A 17639-nucleotide genomic window follows, 5' to 3' on the forward strand; every position below is an offset into this window, starting at 1 on the left:
TGAGGTTAGCAGTTTTTCCCCTTCGAAACTGCGTATAACAATACAAATATGAACACACGTCGAATCGACATCGCAGCACCGTCCGGCTCAGAACTTTCCGTTCTGTTCCGCGTCAATCCAAGGGCTAAACGCCTGATTTTACGTGTAGATCCAAAAACGCAGTCCCCTGTTGTTACGGCTCCATCACCCCGCCATTACAAAGCAGCAGAAAAATTTGTTCAATCCAAGGCGGGCTGGATTGAAAATCAGATCTGCCGACAACCTGACGTTATCACGCTGGAACCAGGGATCGAAATCCCCGTTTCGGGGGAAATGCACCTTCTTACCCAGTCCGGGGCGCGTGGTCGGACACGTCAGATTGAGGGCACACCGCCACAACTCGATAGTCCGGGCGCCGACATCACCTATTCAGACCGCGTTCTGCGCTATCTGAAAATGAAGGCACGAGAGGCAATCAACGAACGTGTCGATGTTCACGCCGAAAGACTGGCTGTCGATCCGGTGAAGATCACCATCCGTGACACGCGGTCTCGCTGGGGCTCATGCTCGTCGAAGGGGCATCTGAATTTTTCATGGCGGCTCATTCTCGCGCCGCCCCAAATTCTGGATTACGTCGCAGCCCATGAAGTGGCCCATCTCATAGAGATGAACCATTCAGCCGACTTCTGGGCGCTGGTAGAGAAGAGTTATGGCCCACATAAAAACGCCCGCAACTGGCTGAAGCAGAACGGGCGCCTTTTACATGCTTATGGAAGTTCCGGGTCCGCCGGAGGCTGACCGTCCGTTACCTCGATTGGAGTCTTTTTCTCAGCAACGTCCGGACCGAAGCTGATAATACGCGAACCGATTTCACCGCGTGCCGGACGATCCGGGCCAATCATGGCAATTGTACCATCGGCGCGGATTTCAGCGATGAGGTCTGCATCAGGACGTTCTTTCTTGAACGTCTCGAAGTCATACTTCTCAGTGAGGTCCGTCTTATGGAAGATCCACTTCTTGTAGTGATCGCGGATCAGGCCGTCATAGTTACGACCTGAACGGATCAGAGTACGCCCACGTGAGGCACGCGGCACACCGAGGAAATCTTCCTCATTGTCAGAGGTAGAAAGCTGGAAAGTCCGGTCACGACCAAGCTCAGGGCCGAAATGACGGCAAACCAGAGCGTTGTAATAGTCGTTCGCGCTCACCGCCGCACAGAAGGCAAACAGTGAGTGATCCATACGGTGCTCCGCGGATTCAGACAGCACTTCACCGGTATAAACAGAGATGCCCGCCTCGCGCGCCGGACGCAGACGACGCAGGTCTGTATCCGCCATCATCACATTCACACCGGCCTCTTTGAGGATTTTCGCCAGCCCGACGCTCCAAATGTTGGCACCAACCAGCAGGACACCCTGCGGGCCTGAATGGGCGAGCTTCAGCTTGCGAGAGAGCGGCCCCATGGTGAAGCCGTGCGCGATAACGGTTGTGAAGACGATGGCAAAAGCCAGCGGCACAATCTGTTCGGCACCCCGTAGAAGATCAGAACTGCCATCACCAAGCGTGGCCAGACGGCTCGCAAAGAAGCCGGAAACGGCGACCGCAACAATACCGCGCGGCGCGATCCAGCCTGTCAGGAACATTTCCTTCGGCTTTAATTCACCCCATGTGGAGATCGCCACAGAAAGAGGGCGCACGACAAACAGCATACCGATCAGGAAGAGCGCGGTTTGCAGGTTGAGCGCGCTTACAATTGTCTCGATGGTGAGGTTTGCAGTCAGGATTACGAACACGCCCGATACCAGAATGACCGCAATATTCTCTTTGAAACGTCGCAGGTCCTGAAGGCTGGCGAACTTGGAATTACCAAGCGTCATACCGAATGCGGTGACAGCAACCAGACCGATCTCGTGCTCGATCGCCTCGGCACCCGCATAACAGGCCAGAACGCTGATCAGAATGACAGGGGCTTTGAGGTATTCCGGAAGCCAGGCATTTCGGAACGCGGCAGACAGGAATTTGCCAAGCGCGATGCCGATAACGACACCTGAAACGGCAGCAAACAGGATCCAGCCGATGATAGACAGAGCGCTTTGTTCGGCCGAGAGAACACGCAGAACCTCATAAGCGGCAACCGCGAACAGCGCGCCCACAGGGTCGTTGACGATGCCTTCCCATTTCAGCGCTTTACCTACACGTCCGCCAAGTTTGGACTGGCGCAGCAGAGGCATAATCACTGTCGGACCGGTCACGACCAGAATGCCCGCGAACAGGATAGATGTACCGAGGCCAAGACCTGCCAGATAGTAACATACAAGCGTGCCTAGCAACCATGTTACGGGTCCACCGATGAAAACGAGACGCCTCACCGTCGAACCTGCTTCCCGCAGATCATGCACTTTCAGAACGAGACCGCCCTCAAACAGGATGATCGCAACTGCAAGCGACACAATCGGACGCAACAAATCGCCGAACGTTTTGTCAGGCGACAGCACTGGAATGCCAAATAGCAAAGCAGAGAGCGGACCAAATATCAGGCCGGCCGCACTCATCATAACGATCGCCGGCCATTGCATTCGCCAGGCGAGCCATTGGGCGCCAATGCCCAGAACGCCAATCAGCGCAACCGCCTCTACCGGCGACAGAAGCGCCGCCGTATCACCGTTTACAGCCATATATGAGTATTCCCCTTAGTGCTTCGGAACGCCTCTCACGCAAGAATGCTACACCAGTCGTCGCCGGAGTACCAACCGTGCAAAGCGTCAAAGCCAGATATTCAAACTGTTATTACTGATCCCAGCCAAATTGCCCGTATCAGGCCGTTTCATTCGGATCGCTAAAATCGAAACCGATAGAACGCGCATCGGTTCCACGATCATAGCGCTCAATTGCCTCGGTAAACTGGGATGTGATGTGACGATAAAGAAGATCGTAGAATTCTGACGGATCATTCTCCGACAATGGGAGCTTGAACGTGTAGTTCGGACCGTGATCAATCGCGATCATGAACCGCTCGCCCTGTTTGTGACAATGCATCACAACGCGGATCCAGTCCGTGCCCTCTGAAACGCGCACGGCAAGACCGAACAGCACTGGCCCGAGCGGACGGAAACCACGTGGCGGAATGGAGAAGGCAGTATCGAGATCAGTCTTCGGCTGAAACTGACCTACCGGCGGCACAAGATGCACACATACGCCATGACCGGTTCCCAGATACTGGCAAAACCCGTCTTTCAGTTCGCTGGCCAGCTTGCGGATGCGGTCATAGTTCTCCGCGGCGCGATTCTGATACTTTTTTGCCGTTTCTACGAGGTCATCAAAACGCGACATGTCAGCATCCTTGTTCTGTCCCAACGGGTTCGTGCCCCGTTCTCTGTTTAATATCCACCGCGAAGCTCAGATTTCAAATTCAATCGTGAGCGGACAGTGATCCGAGGCTTTTGGCGCCGTCCAGCCAATGCCGGGAAGTCGCATTCCGGTATATCGCTCGGCCCGCCATGGCAGACCGCTGCGTGTTATGCGCATATCGGGGCGCGGGTTCTTACGGGCAAGAGCTGGCGAAAGAAGAAAATGGTCCAGCGCGGCATAGCTGTCTTCGTCAGGATAATGATGCGTCCATCGCTCCAGGGCCGGTTTGTCGGACATCATCAAGGCGTCCAACGCAAAACCGCCGTCGATCAGCGGGCCGAGACCGTGCCCGGCATCCACCACGCCGTCTTTTTCGAGAAAGTCATTGAGATCACCGCAGACAATCCAGTTAGCCTCTGCCGGGTCATCAAAGCGCCGTTCGATCAATCGCCGCACACCGAGCGCCTCTTGCGCCCGAATGGTACGCGTCTCCCATCGTCCGCCATGCATTGATTTGAAATGACAGACAAAAATAGTCAGCGGCGTATCGCTGAATGTGAATTCCAACTGCAGGCAATCCCGGCGGAATACAGGTGCATGTGCGGACTGCTCTGGCAAAGGAACGATACCCAGATCAGTCAGAGTGAGATCCGCATGGCTAATGATGTCATCAGGCCGTTTACGGCTCAGAGCGGCAACATCGATACCCCTGCCGTCATTCCCCTCTCTCAGTATGCGAGACTGATAGCCGTTTCGCGACCAGCGCCGTAGATAACGGTTATGAAAAGCTGTAAGGGTGACGAGGTTTTCCACCTCCTGCAGTGCGCAAATATCCGACCCCGTAGCGGCCAACGCCTGCGCGGTCAGCGTTCTGTCATCTTCCGAAAGCACATTGAATGCGCCGTCTACCGCATCCGCAGCATCCTGATCAGACACCATGGTCAGCTTACGTCGTATTTGCGGGATGCCCACCTTCTCAAAGGCAAAGCGCATCATCAGGTTTTCGCAATTAAAACTTGTCAGTCGGATGACTGGCATACACTTTCCGCCCCTAAAAATCAGGCGTGCTGTGTTGACCGCCGTGACCGTACTGTTGAGCGAACATAAAAAATGAATCCGACAGATGCGGCAACCCCTGCGAAGCTAGCCATCAAATCCGGTAGATCTCCCGTTCGAGTCGGCACCAAAAATGCCTGAACCAGTTCCAGGCCGATTGCACAACTGCTGGCGATACACGCCGCGTACATCCAGTTCTTCGGACCGAGAAACGCCGAAAGCCACAGCATCAAAGCGCCAAAGGCCGCAAAATGCTCAAGCTTGTCCTGCTGAGAGAACAGTTTGGGGATTGGCGGGATATCTGCGGTCGCGCCCCACAGAATGAGTCCCCCAATAAAAAGCGACACTGCACCAAGAAACAGTCGTTTAGGTGTCATGAGATCGGTCACGCAGGTGTCCTCTTAACGGGCAAATCAGTCTGGTAATATTTTATCAGTCAATCTTAAGATTTGTTTACCGTGAGTACTTCCATCACAAGTGCTGCATACAAAAAATGGCGTCCTTCGATCTGGAAGAACGCCATCTAATCCACAATAGAAACAGATACTTGAGGCGCCTAAACGTCAACCTCCGCTTCCAGCGCATTCGCCTGAATGAATTCACGGCGCGGCTCAACTACATCACCCATGAGTTTGGAGAACATATCATCGGCTTCGTCGCCATGCTCCACTTTCACACGCAGCAGCGTGCGCGCATTAGAGTCGAGCGTTGTTTCCCAGAGCTGGTCAGGGTTCATCTCGCCCAGACCTTTGTATCGCTGAATTGTCAGCCCTTTTGCGCCGGAGAAGAGCACCGCATCTACCAGAGAGACGGGCCCAAATACGTCAACTTCGCCGCCTTTTTCGTGACGTAGTACAGATCGTTCCGAGAAGAGTTCTAATAGAGGGTCAACACGGTCTGAAAGTTTTCTTGCATCCGCCGACTGAAGAAGCTGCTTGTCGAGGACCAGCTTTTCTTCAACGTCGCGAACGACACGCTCAAGCACGAGCTCACCGTCGACAAAGCTTGCCTGCCAGGTATCTTCGCCCTCTTCAGCAATGCGGTTCATACGCATAGCTGTCTTCTCGGCTTCCGCCTGTCCAGCCGTTGAATGTAGCGCACCGGCGAGAGCCGCTTGCTCCACCAGAACACCCGGCGCTTTCAAAGCGAGACGCTTTACGAGGCTCTTACATGCGACGGAGTCATAAACGAGCTGACGCAGGTCTTCCCCACCCATTTGCTCGCCGTCCTGAAGCACCAGAACTTCGCCAGTCGTGCCTTCACCGATCAGGTAGGTTTCCTGTTCGGCATCATCTTTCAGATAACGCTCTGACCGACCTTTAGAGACCTTATAAAGCGGCGGCTGAGCAATATAGAGATACCCGTTTTCAATGATCTCCGGCATCTGACGATAGAAAAATGTCAGCAACAGCGTACGAATGTGCGCACCGTCGACGTCCGCATCGGTCATGATGATGATCTTGTGGTAGCGCAGCTTCTCTATCTGGAAGCCCTCATTCGGGTTTGTCTCAGACCGACGCCCGATCCCTGCACCAAGTGCCGTAATCAGCGTACCAACCTGATCTGACGACAGCATCTTATCGAAACGCGCACGCTCTACGTTCAGAATTTTACCACGCAGAGGCAGAATAGCCTGGTTTTCGCGGTTACGGCCCTGCTTCGCAGAACCACCCGCTGAATCACCCTCCACGATGAAGATTTCAGACTTGGCAGGGTCTTTTTCCTGACAGTCCGCCAGCTTGCCCGGCAGAGAGGTAATATCGAGCGCTGTTTTACGGCGTGTCAGCTCGCGCGCTTTGCGCGCTGCTTCGCGTGCCGCCGCAGCCTCGACAATCTTCTGCATGACCATTTTAGCAGGGCCCGGGTTTTCTTCAAACCACATAGAAAGCTGCTCGGCCATCAGGCTTTCCACCACGGGACGTACCTCAGAAGAGACAAGCTTGTCTTTGGTCTGAGAAGAGAATTTTGGGTCAGGCACTTTCACAGAGAGAACGCAAGTGAGGCCTTCACGCGCGTCATCGCCGGAAATGTTGACCTTGCCCTTCATGGCCGCACCGGTTTCATCAGCATATTTGTTGATGACACGCGTCAGCGCAGCACGGAAACCGGCAAGGTGAGTACCGCCATCGCGCTGCGGGATGTTGTTTGTGAAGCAGAGAACATTCTCGTGATAGCTGTCATTCCACTGGAGCGCGGCTTCAACGGTGATGCCATCTTTCTCACCGATTGCAAAAATTGCTTCGGGAATAGCTGAGGCACGTTGACGGTCGAGGTGCTCTACGAAGGCTTTCACACCGCCATCATACTCGAACACCGTCTCATAAGGTTCCGCGCCGCGCAGATCTTTGAAAACAATGCGAACGCCAGAGTTCAGGAAGGCCAGCTCGCGCAGGCGATGTTCCAGTGTACCGCGATTGTACTCTGTCATCGTGAAGGTTGAGGGCGCCGCGAGAAAGCGCACGCTTGTTCCGGTATAGTCACGCCCGTCTTCACGCTTCGGGCTGTCACCGACTTCTTTCAGAGGCGCTTCAGTTGTGCCGCCATCGATGAAACGAACAAAGTGTTCTTTGCCTTTGCGGTGAATACGCAGCTCAAGCCAGTCAGACAGTGCGTTCACAACAGAGATACCCACGCCGTGCAGACCACCGGATACCTTGTAGGAGTTCTGGTCAAACTTACCACCGGCGTGGAGCTGGGTCATGATCACTTCTGCAGCGGAAATACCCTCACTCGGGTGCATCTCTACAGGCATGCCACGGCCGTTGTCTGTGATTTCAGCAGATCCGTCAGCATGCAGAATGACAGATGCTTCTGTCGCGTGACCTGCAAGCGCTTCGTCAATCGCGTTGTCGACAGCCTCGTAAATCATGTGGTGCAGACCCGAACCATCGTCCGTGTCACCAATGTACATGCCAGGGCGTTTCCGGACGGCCTCAAGCCCTTTCAGGACCTTGATTGAGTCAGCGCCATACTCAGGTGTGTTTGGTGTTTCGTCGGACATTGCTGCCTTCGTTCTTCCCGTAATGAATTGTTCGAATCAAGTATAGGCAGGTTTGCCGAAAAAGGGAAATTTCCACCCCGTTTTCACGCCCCTCATATGCAGCGCAAGCATTTGAAATAATGGAACTTTATTGCCCCGAGAAAGAAACCTTAACTTTCTACAGATTTGCTCCGGACTTTTGGGAGCTGAACGGGCCGGATTTCGTCCGCAAACGCCGGTTCAAACGGCTTCGACTTTACCAGCGGCGACCTCGAAAAACTGCGCTCTTTCATCAAAGCCATCGAAGAGGGAGCGCTCAGTTCCCGTCAGCCACGCCTGCCCCTTCAGCGCAGACAGTTCATCAAACAACGCAGCGCGCCGGTCAGGATCAAGATGCGCCACGGCCTCATCCAGAAGGACCAGAGGGTTGCGCAAATGCTCCTCTGCTTCGAGCGCGCGCGCATTGGAAAGAATAAGCCCGATCAGAAGCGCTTTTTGCTGGCCTGTGGAGCACAGAGACGCAGGAACCCCAGTCGGCCGGTGGATCACCACCAGATCCGAACGATGAGGCCCTGTAAGCGTTCGCCCTGCACGGGCATCCCGTCTGCGCCCGTCCTTCAGCGCCGCTTTCAACATGTCCTGAACGTCGGCCAGAGTTTGCCCCGCGTTGAACGCCACTTCCGCCGCACCCTCCAGAGAGAGGTCCGCCTTCGGGAATGCGCCATCAGGACGGATATCCACCGCCTTCTGCAAACGGGCAACCGTCTGCGTCCGATGGAAGGCTATATGAGCGCCATGGTCGGCAAGGCGCTCCTCAAGTCCGTCCAGCCATACCGGATCAGCAAAATCGCGCTCCAGCAGCAGGTTGCGCTCACGCATCGCCTTCTCATATGCTGTTGAATGACGAGCATGGATCGGAAAATGGGCGAGCGTCTGGCGGTCCAGAAACTTTCGACGCTCTGTTGCGCCACCCGCGAATACGCGGTCCATCGCAGGCGTGAGCCAGATGATGCGCACAAGCTCGCTCATGGAGTTTGCGGTCGCCGTCGAGCCATCCACCTGCATAGCTCGCTTGCCGCGCCCGCCGCCTTCTATGCTGGCATCAATGCGGATGAGACGGTCCATATCCCCGTCAAACAGCGTTGCGCCCAGCGCCCACGCATTGCCAGCAGCCCCGTGCTCAACACGCGCCATATCCGGCAGGCCCGCTGAGCGGAGCCCCCGCCCCGGAGAGAGCTGCGAAATAGCCTCGATGAGATTGGTCTTGCCAGCGCCATTCGCCCCGAACAGGCAGACATGTCGCCCGTCGAGGTCGATTGAAAGCGCGCCATAATTCCGGAATGTGGAAAGCGCGAGACGTTTCAGATAAATGCGGCCTTGGCCGTCCATACCATCAGACGCGTAGCGGCATCAGAACGTAGCGGGATGCCGGATCTGTCGGGTCACGCACCAGTGCAGGCGATGCTGGATCATTGAAATCAAAGAGAATTTCATCACCATCAACTTGCTGGAATACATCAAGCAGGTAACGCGCATTGAAGCCGATTTCCATCGGTTCACCAGCATACTCGCCTTCGACTTCTTCCACACCGTGGCCGGTCTCAGCATGGTTCACCGTAAGGACAACCTTGTCCGCTTCCAGTGACATTTTCACAGAGCGCGAACGTTCGGCAGAAACGGTTGCGACACGGTCGACAGCTTTTTCGAGCGCGACATTGCCGACCTTGAGCGTCTGGTCGTTATTCTGCGGAATAACACGCGCATAGTCAGGGAAAGACCCGTCAATGAGCTTGGTGGTCAAAACCGCACGACCTGCAGTGAAGACGATTTTCGCTTCAGATGCAGACACTTCGATCACGCCATCATAGCCGTCGATCAGGCGGCGGATTTCTGACACGGCTTTGCGTGGAATAATAACGCCCGGCAGACCTTCACAGCCTTGCGGCGCATCAATCTCGGAGAGCGCCAGACGGTGACCGTCCGTCGCAACAGCGCGCAGTTTTGCGCCATCTTCACCTTCAGCGACGTGCAGATAGACACCGTTCAGGTAATAACGTGTCTCTTCGGTAGAGATCGCAAAGCGAGTTTTGTCGATGAGACGCTTCAGGTCAGCGACATCGATAGAGAAGGACACCGTGCCTTCGTCTTTGTTCATGGTCTGAAAGTCAGCCGCAGGCAGCGTTGGCAGCGCGAAACGCGAACGCCCGGCCTGGATGGACAGACGCTGATTATCTGGCAGGAATTCCAGCTGAACTTCTGCTGTTTCCGGCAATTTACGCACAACGTCGAAAAGCGTTTGTGCAGGTGCAGTCAGACCACCTTCCTGATCAACCTGCGCATCGGCCGCATCAACAGCCTCAATATCGAGGTCGGTCGCAGTCAGCTGCAGAGAGCCCGAGCTTGCGGACAGCAATACGTTCGACAGGATCGGAATAGTGTTACGTCGCTCTACAACGCTCTGCACGTGGCTAAGGGCACGCAGGAGGTCGGACCGGTCAATCGTAAGCTTCATCGTCTGCCTTTCAGGAGCTTTCCCGCTCCCGTTTCGTCGAACAAAAATTCAGCCCGCTTCAGATTCGAAACGGGCTGAAAGTTATCCATAAATATGAGTTTCGCAAAAGGTATTTAGCCCAGGATGCACGCGAAACCCGAAAAATCTGTGGTTTGTTGCGAAAAATCCCTCATCTGAGACCAAATGAGGGACAGTTTCGCAGCAATCGCTATTTCGCAGCGTTTGCCTGAATGTCTTCCAGCGCGCGCTCGACCTTCTCAATGTCACGGCGCAGTGTTTCATCACTTGCGACCGCTTCTTCAAGTTTACGCACTGCATAAAGAACTGTCGTATGGTCACGATTACCGAAAAACTTACCGATCTGTGGCAGAGAGCGTGTTGTCATCTTGCGGCAAAGATACATCGCAATCTGGCGCGGATAAGCAATCGATCGACTACGACGGGCAGACTCAATGTCTGTCTTCGTAATATCGAATGCAGTCATCGTTGCACGCTTTACCTGATCAATGGTTGGCGGACGCATTTCACCGATCTGACGGCGAACAGCTGCACTGACATCATCCAGCGTAACCGGTTGACCAATAAAGGTCGTTGCCGTGAATACGTTGCAGACAGCACCATAAAGCTGGCGACCCGGTCCTTTAACGCGGCTGACAATCAGATTAACCGCATCATCGCAAAGCTCGAAGCCCGGATTTTCTGCTGCGATTGTCTGAGCCTTCATGCGAACGATCGCGCGGCGCATTTCTTCGTCAGGCTCATCTACCTGAATCAGAACGCCACCCTGGAATTCGTCACGGACGCGAGAATTGAGCGCGCCAAGCTGGGACGGGCTTTCATCAGCCGCGATAACCACCTGACCGCCACGACCAACAACTGCACGGATATTGCCGAAGAATTCCTTCTGCGTGCCGCCCATGCCGGCAATCGCCTGCAGGTCGTCAATCAGAAGAACATCAGCGCCGCGAAGACGTGATTTCAGGTCAGACGTGTCACGGCGCTTAACGCCTTCCACGAATGCAACCATGAACTCCTCAGCGCTCATATATACAACGCTGCGCTCATCGTCTGAGACTTCGATCTGTGACTCAATCGCCTTCAGAAGGTGGGTCTTACCGACGCCATGATGACCATACAGATAGACGATCTGCGATGGAGTCGCCTGATTGCCAGCAATTTTCGTGCAGACTGTCGCTGCCAGACGGTTTGACTCCGCCACAACGAGATTATCGAACGTGAAATGACGCGCCGGAGCGCGAACGCCAGGCTGCTCGACAGGTTCTTCTGTCTTTCGTGCAGCACGTTCTGCGCGCGCTTCTTCTGCCAGTGCCCGTACGTCTGAAGGAAGATCAGCCCAGCTGCACACCGCTACGCGACGGCCGGATGTATCACGCTCCGCCCAGAGCATATTGATCTTGTGAATGAAGTCGTTGTTCACACGGTCGCTCTGAATCCCAGTTGGAGCAGCCAATTGAATCACGCCTTCCATGTCAGCGACGAACTCCAGATCCTTCAGCCATTTGCCGAATGATGCCGCTGAGACTTCATTTTTGAGAACTTCAATGACGGACTGCCAGATGACTATAGCTGTTTGAGCCGAGCCTTCTGCGGCCGATTTTTCAAGTTCGGGAATATTATATTCTTTCATGCCCCGAATGCACCCCTAATTAGTTTGTTATAGCCGTTAACCATAATCTACGCGAGAAGCACAAACCTCCACACATCGGTTCCCGCGAACCGTCGTTTTTTACATCTTTGTGCGGACGTTAACTGTGATCTGATCTCAGGATAGATGCCGGGCGATTTTGGTCAATCTGACTTATTTTTCAGAATGCATGTTTTAGGTGCCTATCCCGGCTTGACGCCCAACAAGGTTTTGTAAGTTCTGAGATTTTTCTCACAAAAACATTCACAGCCATTTTGCCCGGAAAGCTTGACTTCTCCGCGGGCCTTGCGCGCCCCGATTCGAAAGTCAACGAATCAATTTCGACTCATTTGTGGATAAATTACCAAGACTGTCACAAAACTGTTTTTCCCACAGAATTGAGTCCCTTAAAGGTTAATTATCCCCAGATTGCATGACCGTCAGAAGGGCTATTCCTCACACAAATCGCGCCCTCAAAACGAGGCCGCGCTCAAAAATTTTGCACCCTGCGTGCCAAATATTCATCGCTAAAATCGAACACAAAAAAAGCGCCCGGCGGGGCGCTTTCCTCATTCAAGCCTGAACATCTCCAGAAAGGAGATATCAGTATGTCGCTTAAGCCATTGCGCCTACGCGCTTAGAAAGGCGAGACACTTTACGTGAGCTCGTATTCTTGTGCATGAGGCCCTTAGTGACCGCACGCATCAGCTCTGGCTGAGCGTTTTTCAGAGCTTCCTGAGCCGCAGTTTTATCACCGCTCTCAATAGCTTCTTCTACCTTGCGCACATAGGTACGTACACGAGAGCGACGTGCCTTGTTGACTTCAGTCCGGCGCGCAATCTTACGAACCATTTTTTTGGCTGACCGGGTGTTGGCCATGCAATGTCTCCAGTCGGATAAATTCGGAAAGCGGCTTATTATGCTTTTGCAGGCCAAACGTCAACGTCTTTAGCCGGAGATTCTTTGTCCAGCCTGCATAAACCCGAGTTTATTTGTTTTTAAAGTGGGCGTCGCGCTTCTCGATGAAGGCTTCCATGCCCTCATCCTTGTCTTCTGTCGCGAAAGCAGCGTGGAACAGGCGGCGCTCGAACAACACGCCCTGGCTGAGCGCGGTCTCATAGGCTGCATTCACGCTTTCCTTCACCATCATAGTGACAGGACGGGATTTTGCGTTAATGGAGGCAGCGACTTTCTTGGCCTCATCCATGAGAGAATCGGTAGGCACGACGCGTGCGACCAGTCCGGATCGTTCTGCTTCTTCAGCATCCATGAAACGGCCTGTAAGGCACATTTCCATAGCCTTGGACTTGCCCACAAAGCGCGTCAGGCGCTGCGTACCACCTGCGCCCGGCGGAATACCAAGATTGATCTCAGGCTGGCCGAACTTTGCATTCTCTGCAGCGAGAATAAAATCGCACATCATTGCAAGCTCGCAACCACCGCCCAGCGCATAGCCGGACACCGCTGCGATAACCGGCTTGCGACAGCTGGTGACGCGTTCCCAGTTCTTAGAGATCAGGTCTTTTTGATAGGCCGATGCGAAATCAAAAGCTTTGAGCTCTTTAATATCCGCGCCCGCAGCAAACGCCTTTTTAGACCCGATGATGACGATGCAGCCGATATCGTCATTCGCCTCGAAATCATCGAGCGCAGCTGTCATTTCATCCATCAGGGTGTTGTTTAGCGCATTCAGATCATCCGGGCGGTTCAGCCGGATAATTCCCGTCTGATCAGAAATCTCGATCAGAAGTGTTTCATAAGCCATAAAGTGTCCTTTTCTGGCGAACAAATGTCAGAGCAAGCGCGAGTCGTTTCGCATGCTGCCCCTGGGTCTGTACGCACCCGGAACCAGTCCGCCGACAGACCATGAAGACGTGTATGCGTCAACAGATTCATCGATCAGCGCTGGCAATGTGAGCAAAAGAAAGTGGATCGACCAGACTGGACTTTTCGAAGAACAGGTTTTGTGCAGGCGCTGCAAGCCTCGCCCTCACGGCCATAAACCTTAAAGCTGTGCTGGAAATAGCCGAGCGCGCCATCGGTGTGCGCATAGTCTTTCAGCGTAGAGCCGCCAGCTTGAATCGCCCTTTCCAGAACCCCCCTCACGCATTGCGCCAGCACATCGCACTTCTTGCGCGAAACATTGCCTGCCAGGCGATTGGGAGAGATGCCTGCCATGAAGAGCGCCTCACACACATATATATTACCCAGACCTGCAACGACATGCTGATCAAGCAAAGCCGTCTTCACAGGGCTTTTCTTACCGCGAAATGCCTCATACAGGCTTTCACCGGAAAATGCGTTGGAAAGCGGTTCGGGCCCGACCTCAACGAACGGATCACCATCAGCCTCACCGAACATCTGCATATAGCCAAACCGTCGCGGATCATTGAACACAATCCGTACGCCCTTCCCCGTCAGAAACTCGACATGGTCATGCCTGGGATTAGTCGCCTGCGCGTGAGCAAACTCGCCGGGGTTCTGCTGAACCGGTATGTCAGGGTCGTGGATGGTGAAGCGGCCTGACATGCCCAGATGCATGACCAGCTTTTCGTTGCGGTCGGTTTCCGCCACCAGAAACTTTGCGCGGCGTGAAAGGCTAAGAATGCGCGCGCCCTCAAGCCGGTCCGCCATGCGTTCGGGAAACGGAAAGCGCAGATCAGCGCGGTTCAGCGTGACTTTGGCAAGCTCCTCGCCCTCCAGATATGGCTGGAGGCCACGACGCACGGTTTCGACTTCAGGTAACTCAGGCATCCAAAAGTTGACTTCCTGTACTTTTCAACAATGAATTTATTCCGAGGTATTTTAAAAAGGCAGACCGTTAAAAAGGATAGATAGAGTCGTCATGAATCGATTGGAAATTTCGCTAACGGTGTGCAGCATCGTTACCACTTTAATCAGCATTGGAATGACGCTTTATGCCTTCCACTTAAGGCGTAAACTGCAAAAGCTCGATCTCGGAAGCCTACGCTACAGTGCACAAAAGCTCGCCCAAAAAATAGTTCGGAGCGGCTATCAACCTGACGTACTTCTTGTTCCTGACGCCAAGGTCGCAATTACCGCATACTTACTTAGTGAATACCTGCCCGTTCCTCCGGCCATTGTCGTTGGCTGTCGGCAAAACCGAGAAATTGCTTTCAACGGTAGCGATCATCCCAAACGAGAAGGGTATATGACTGTCGACCGCGGAGATAAATTTCTTTTCATTCCTGATTTCTTGAGAAACTACTCCGGTAGAAAGTTTCTATTTGTAGACTCAATACATAAGCGCGGCACAACCATGAACGTCATCAGGACCGCGTTGAGTCCGGTGAGCGACGACCCCAGCACCTACAAGACTTGCTGTTTTGTTAGAAGCAAATCGTATGATGCAAATAACGAACCCGACTTCTTCCATAGAGAAATGAGCGGGAGAGTAGTTTTTCCCTGGGGCACGGTCGACGTGGACGCATAAAATCTATCAAAACTGGAAATAGACGAACGGCGCAGATTTCAGCGGATAGAGCGCCAGCGCCAGTGCGGCCAGACACCCCATACCCGCCCAATAGAGTGACGGATTCCGGAACACTGGAAGCTTTGGCAGGCCTTTCAGCTTGTCAGCCTGGCTGAACAGGCTGTCGATCACCAGAAGCAGAGGCACACAGAAAGCCACCCATGAAAGGCTCTGCGGACCGCCTTCGCGCACACCGATCACACCAGCCCACACAGATAGCGTGTCGGACAGGCTTTCAGCGCGGAATGGCACCCATGCCGCGAACACCAGCGCAACGGTCAGAACGATACCCACGACGCCTTTCAGGGCCGGTACGAGCGAGCGACCATTCGCGCCGCCCATGACAAAGCGATGGACGCTCAGCGCTGCGCCATGGATTGCGCCCCAGATAACAAAGCTCCACGCCGCGCCATGCCAGAGGCCGCCCAGCACCATAGTGATCATGAGATTGCGATAGGTTTTGACCGGCCCTTTACGGTTTCCGCCCAGCGGAATGTAGAGATAATCACGAAGCCAGAAGGACAGCGACATATGCCAGCGACGCCAGAACTCGGCGATGGACGGCGAGCTATACGGATCGTTGAAGTTCTTTGGAATGAAATAGCCGAACCAGCGCGCAACGCCGATCGCCATCAACGAATATCCCGCGAAGTCGAAATATATCTGCGTACCGAAAGCGAATGTCGCGGCAATCACGGATGGCGTGTCCCATGCGCTGATATCGGCGAACACAGGGTCCACGAATGGCGCGATATTGTCAGCAATCGCCGCTTTATAAATGAAACCCAGAATGAAGGCGCGCGCACCTGCCGCCAGAAGCGCAGATGAGAACGTCTTCTTCCTGTCGATCTGCATCATAAAGCTTGCCGCGCGCACAATCGGGCCAGCCACGAGCTGCGGGAAGAACGAGATATAAAGCGCTACGCGAGACAGGCGCGTCTCAACCGGAATATCCTTGCGATAAATATCCACCAGATAGGAAATCGCCTGGAAGATATAAAAGCTGATACCGACCGGCAGGATGATGTTCAGCGTCGGCCAACTCGCGCTCATACCGACAGCACTCAGCGCTGCAGCTGCACTTTCAGAGAAGAAGCCAAAATATTTGAACGTGCCCAGCATGACGAGCTGGAAGATGATCGCGCTCCACAGAACCGTCAGCTGCCCGCGCCCCACTTCAGCGCGCTGATTCATCAGAATGCCTGCCAGCCATGAAACGAGGATGACGGCGCCGATGAGCGCCAGAAAACGTACATCCCACCAGCCATAGAACACGGCGCTCGTCACGAGCAGCCAGTGATTGCGCCACGCACCACGCATCAGCCCCCAATAAACGCCCAGAACGACGAGCAGGAAGAGCGGAAAAATTGCCTCGGTGAAGATCATTGAAGCGCCCCCCAGCTTTCAATCTGGCCAGCGAGCCATGTTGTGTAGACGTCCGCGCCTTCCGCCAGAAGATGCTCATGATCGAGCCAGACCTCGCCCTCAAGCTGGGAAAGAAGCTGACGATCAACCGGCGCAATGCACGGATACTCAGCCAACTCACCAGCACACAGGCGCGCGACATATTGGCGATCTTCTGGCGGCAGAACCGGCGGATAGTAATACGCGATACGGCGCACGCCCGCCTCTTGCAGACGCTCTCGCTGATCCAGACGGAACAGGCGCGCCCATGACGGCCCGGTTTCCGGATGAATTTCAGCTGGCACATTGAGCGCTTCGACGATCTCGTCGACCGGCCAGTCGAATGTTTCACGCGGCATGTTCTGCGGATCAAAAGACGGGAACGGCTCGACATCGCTTGCGGCTTCACCCGTCGCGAGCAGCCCGATATTGGTCCAGTTCATTGCCGCATGGACCTTCAGAAGCACCCAGTTCTTCACGCAGTCAGCCATGCCGTGGCACGCGCCCTGCGCGAGGCCCTTCATAGACCAGTAAGCCGAATTCGGATCGAATTGCTCGATGGCGCGGTCAGAAAACTTGGCGACATTAAATACATAGGCCGGATTGCTATCGAAGAGGTCAGCCACCTCCAGAAACACAACATCAGGCGCCATGCCTGTCATACGCATAAACTGCCAGAGGTGAGCATCACGCTCCTGAAGGCTCGCGCCCTGAAGCGAAAGGTTCACAACGCGATGCGGGTAGCCCGCCGCGCGCAGCTGCGCTGTCAGCGCTTCATCATCAATCGCATTGCGCGAAAAGCTCGCGCCTACAAACACAACGAATGGCGTATCCGGTTCGTTGCGGACCTGTTCGGCCGCATAGGTAACAAACTGGTCGTATTCGGTCGGGCGGGTAATCTCCGCCTGTTCAGAGCCCACCCGTATTGCAAAGCTGGTCACAGCGAAAGCCGACAGAAAGAACGCAACGCCGGTCAACATGCCGGAACGCGCCGGCGCACGAAGTGTCCGCGCCAGTATCAGCGCAAGTCCCGCTGTCAGAAGTGCAATCCAATGCATGTGTATAAGCGTCCCGCGTCCACCATAAATCCCGGCTGACTGTCGCGTAAAAAGACTGAATTGTGGTGATTGCGGCCCCTTAAACTGCGCCGCCCCCATTAACGCTCCGGTAGGAAACCCCGCATTTTAGCCTATTCCCGCTCGAATCCGTCTCCCGCCTCACA

The 17639-nt window shown here is 54.4% G+C and carries 15 protein-coding genes; 2 read left to right on the forward strand and 13 right to left on the reverse strand.

The window, feature by feature from the left end; translation table 11 throughout:
• Positions 1 to 48 precede the first annotated feature (48 nt).
• Positions 49 to 777 carry a M48 family metallopeptidase gene (locus tag G523_RS0100860; RefSeq protein WP_022693120.1) on the forward strand — a complete coding sequence of 243 codons (729 nt, stop codon included), beginning with the start codon at positions 49 to 51 and terminating at the stop codon, positions 775 to 777.
• Here the strand turns inward: G523_RS0100860 and G523_RS17335 are convergent.
• From G523_RS17335 to mutM, 11 genes are all read right to left on the reverse strand, one after another.
• Positions 747 to 2654 (reverse strand): cation:proton antiporter, encoded by a 1908-nt coding sequence (locus G523_RS17335; protein WP_022693121.1) that lies wholly within the window; start codon positions 2652 to 2654, stop codon positions 747 to 749. The two genes, G523_RS0100860 and G523_RS17335, sit on opposite strands and share 31 nt — an antisense overlap.
• Before the next feature lie 139 nt (positions 2655 to 2793).
• A complete protein-coding gene (locus G523_RS0100870; protein WP_027441340.1) occupies positions 2794 to 3309 on the reverse strand; it encodes a hypothetical protein in 516 nt (171 codons plus the stop codon).
• A 66-nt stretch (positions 3310 to 3375) separates the two neighbouring features.
• Positions 3376 to 4365: an endonuclease/exonuclease/phosphatase family protein gene (locus G523_RS0100875; RefSeq protein WP_022693123.1), complete on the reverse strand. Its 990-nt coding sequence runs from the start codon at positions 4363 to 4365 to the stop codon at positions 3376 to 3378.
• A gap of 20 nt (positions 4366 to 4385) precedes the next feature.
• A complete protein-coding gene (locus G523_RS17340) occupies positions 4386 to 4772 on the reverse strand; it encodes a VanZ family protein (RefSeq protein WP_033232241.1) in 387 nt (128 codons plus the stop codon).
• A 167-nt stretch (positions 4773 to 4939) separates the two neighbouring features.
• Complete coding sequence (gene gyrB / locus G523_RS0100885) at positions 4940 to 7384, reverse strand: DNA topoisomerase (ATP-hydrolyzing) subunit B (RefSeq protein WP_022693125.1); 2445 nt, start codon at positions 7382 to 7384, stop codon at positions 4940 to 4942.
• 219 nt (positions 7385 to 7603) lie between these two features.
• Entirely contained in the window at positions 7604 to 8752 is a 1149-nt protein-coding gene (gene recF / locus G523_RS0100890; RefSeq protein ID WP_022693126.1) for a DNA replication/repair protein RecF, read from the reverse strand.
• Between the two features lie 4 nt (positions 8753 to 8756).
• The gene (gene dnaN, locus G523_RS0100895) at positions 8757 to 9875 is read right to left on the reverse strand and encodes a DNA polymerase III subunit beta (RefSeq protein WP_022693127.1); all 1119 of its coding nucleotides are present in this window, start codon (positions 9873 to 9875) and stop codon (positions 8757 to 8759) included.
• Positions 9876 to 10083: 208 nt separating this feature from the next.
• Entirely contained in the window at positions 10084 to 11523 is a 1440-nt protein-coding gene (gene dnaA, locus G523_RS17345; RefSeq protein ID WP_022693128.1) for a chromosomal replication initiator protein DnaA, read from the reverse strand.
• A 612-nt stretch (positions 11524 to 12135) separates the two neighbouring features.
• The gene (gene rpsT / locus G523_RS0100905; protein ID WP_022693129.1) at positions 12136 to 12399 is read right to left on the reverse strand and encodes a 30S ribosomal protein S20; all 264 of its coding nucleotides are present in this window, start codon (positions 12397 to 12399) and stop codon (positions 12136 to 12138) included.
• Positions 12400 to 12508: 109 nt separating this feature from the next.
• Positions 12509 to 13285 (reverse strand): enoyl-CoA hydratase, encoded by a 777-nt coding sequence (locus G523_RS0100910; protein WP_022693130.1) that lies wholly within the window; start codon positions 13283 to 13285, stop codon positions 12509 to 12511.
• Positions 13286 to 13419: 134 nt separating this feature from the next.
• On the reverse strand, positions 13420 to 14274 hold the full coding sequence (mutM, locus tag G523_RS0100915) for a bifunctional DNA-formamidopyrimidine glycosylase/DNA-(apurinic or apyrimidinic site) lyase (protein ID WP_022693131.1): 855 nt from the start codon (positions 14272 to 14274) through the stop codon (positions 13420 to 13422).
• Between the two features lie 91 nt (positions 14275 to 14365).
• Between mutM and G523_RS0100920 the strand changes: the two genes are divergently transcribed.
• Positions 14366 to 14974, forward strand: coding sequence for a hypothetical protein (locus G523_RS0100920; protein ID WP_022693132.1), 609 nt, complete (start codon positions 14366 to 14368; stop codon positions 14972 to 14974).
• A 6-nt stretch (positions 14975 to 14980) separates the two neighbouring features.
• Here G523_RS0100920 and G523_RS0100925 read toward each other — a convergent pair whose 3' ends face one another.
• Complete coding sequence (locus G523_RS0100925) at positions 14981 to 16399, reverse strand: MBOAT family O-acyltransferase (protein ID WP_022693133.1); 1419 nt, start codon at positions 16397 to 16399, stop codon at positions 14981 to 14983.
• Positions 16396 to 17475 (reverse strand): SGNH/GDSL hydrolase family protein, encoded by a 1080-nt coding sequence (locus G523_RS0100930; RefSeq protein WP_022693134.1) that lies wholly within the window; start codon positions 17473 to 17475, stop codon positions 16396 to 16398. Before G523_RS0100930 ends, G523_RS0100925 begins: the two co-directional genes overlap by 4 nt.
• Positions 17476 to 17639: the final 164 nt, after the last annotated feature.

This window comes from Ponticaulis koreensis DSM 19734, assembly GCF_000420665.1.
GTDB classification, from domain to species: domain Bacteria; phylum Pseudomonadota; class Alphaproteobacteria; order Caulobacterales; family Hyphomonadaceae; genus Ponticaulis; species Ponticaulis koreensis.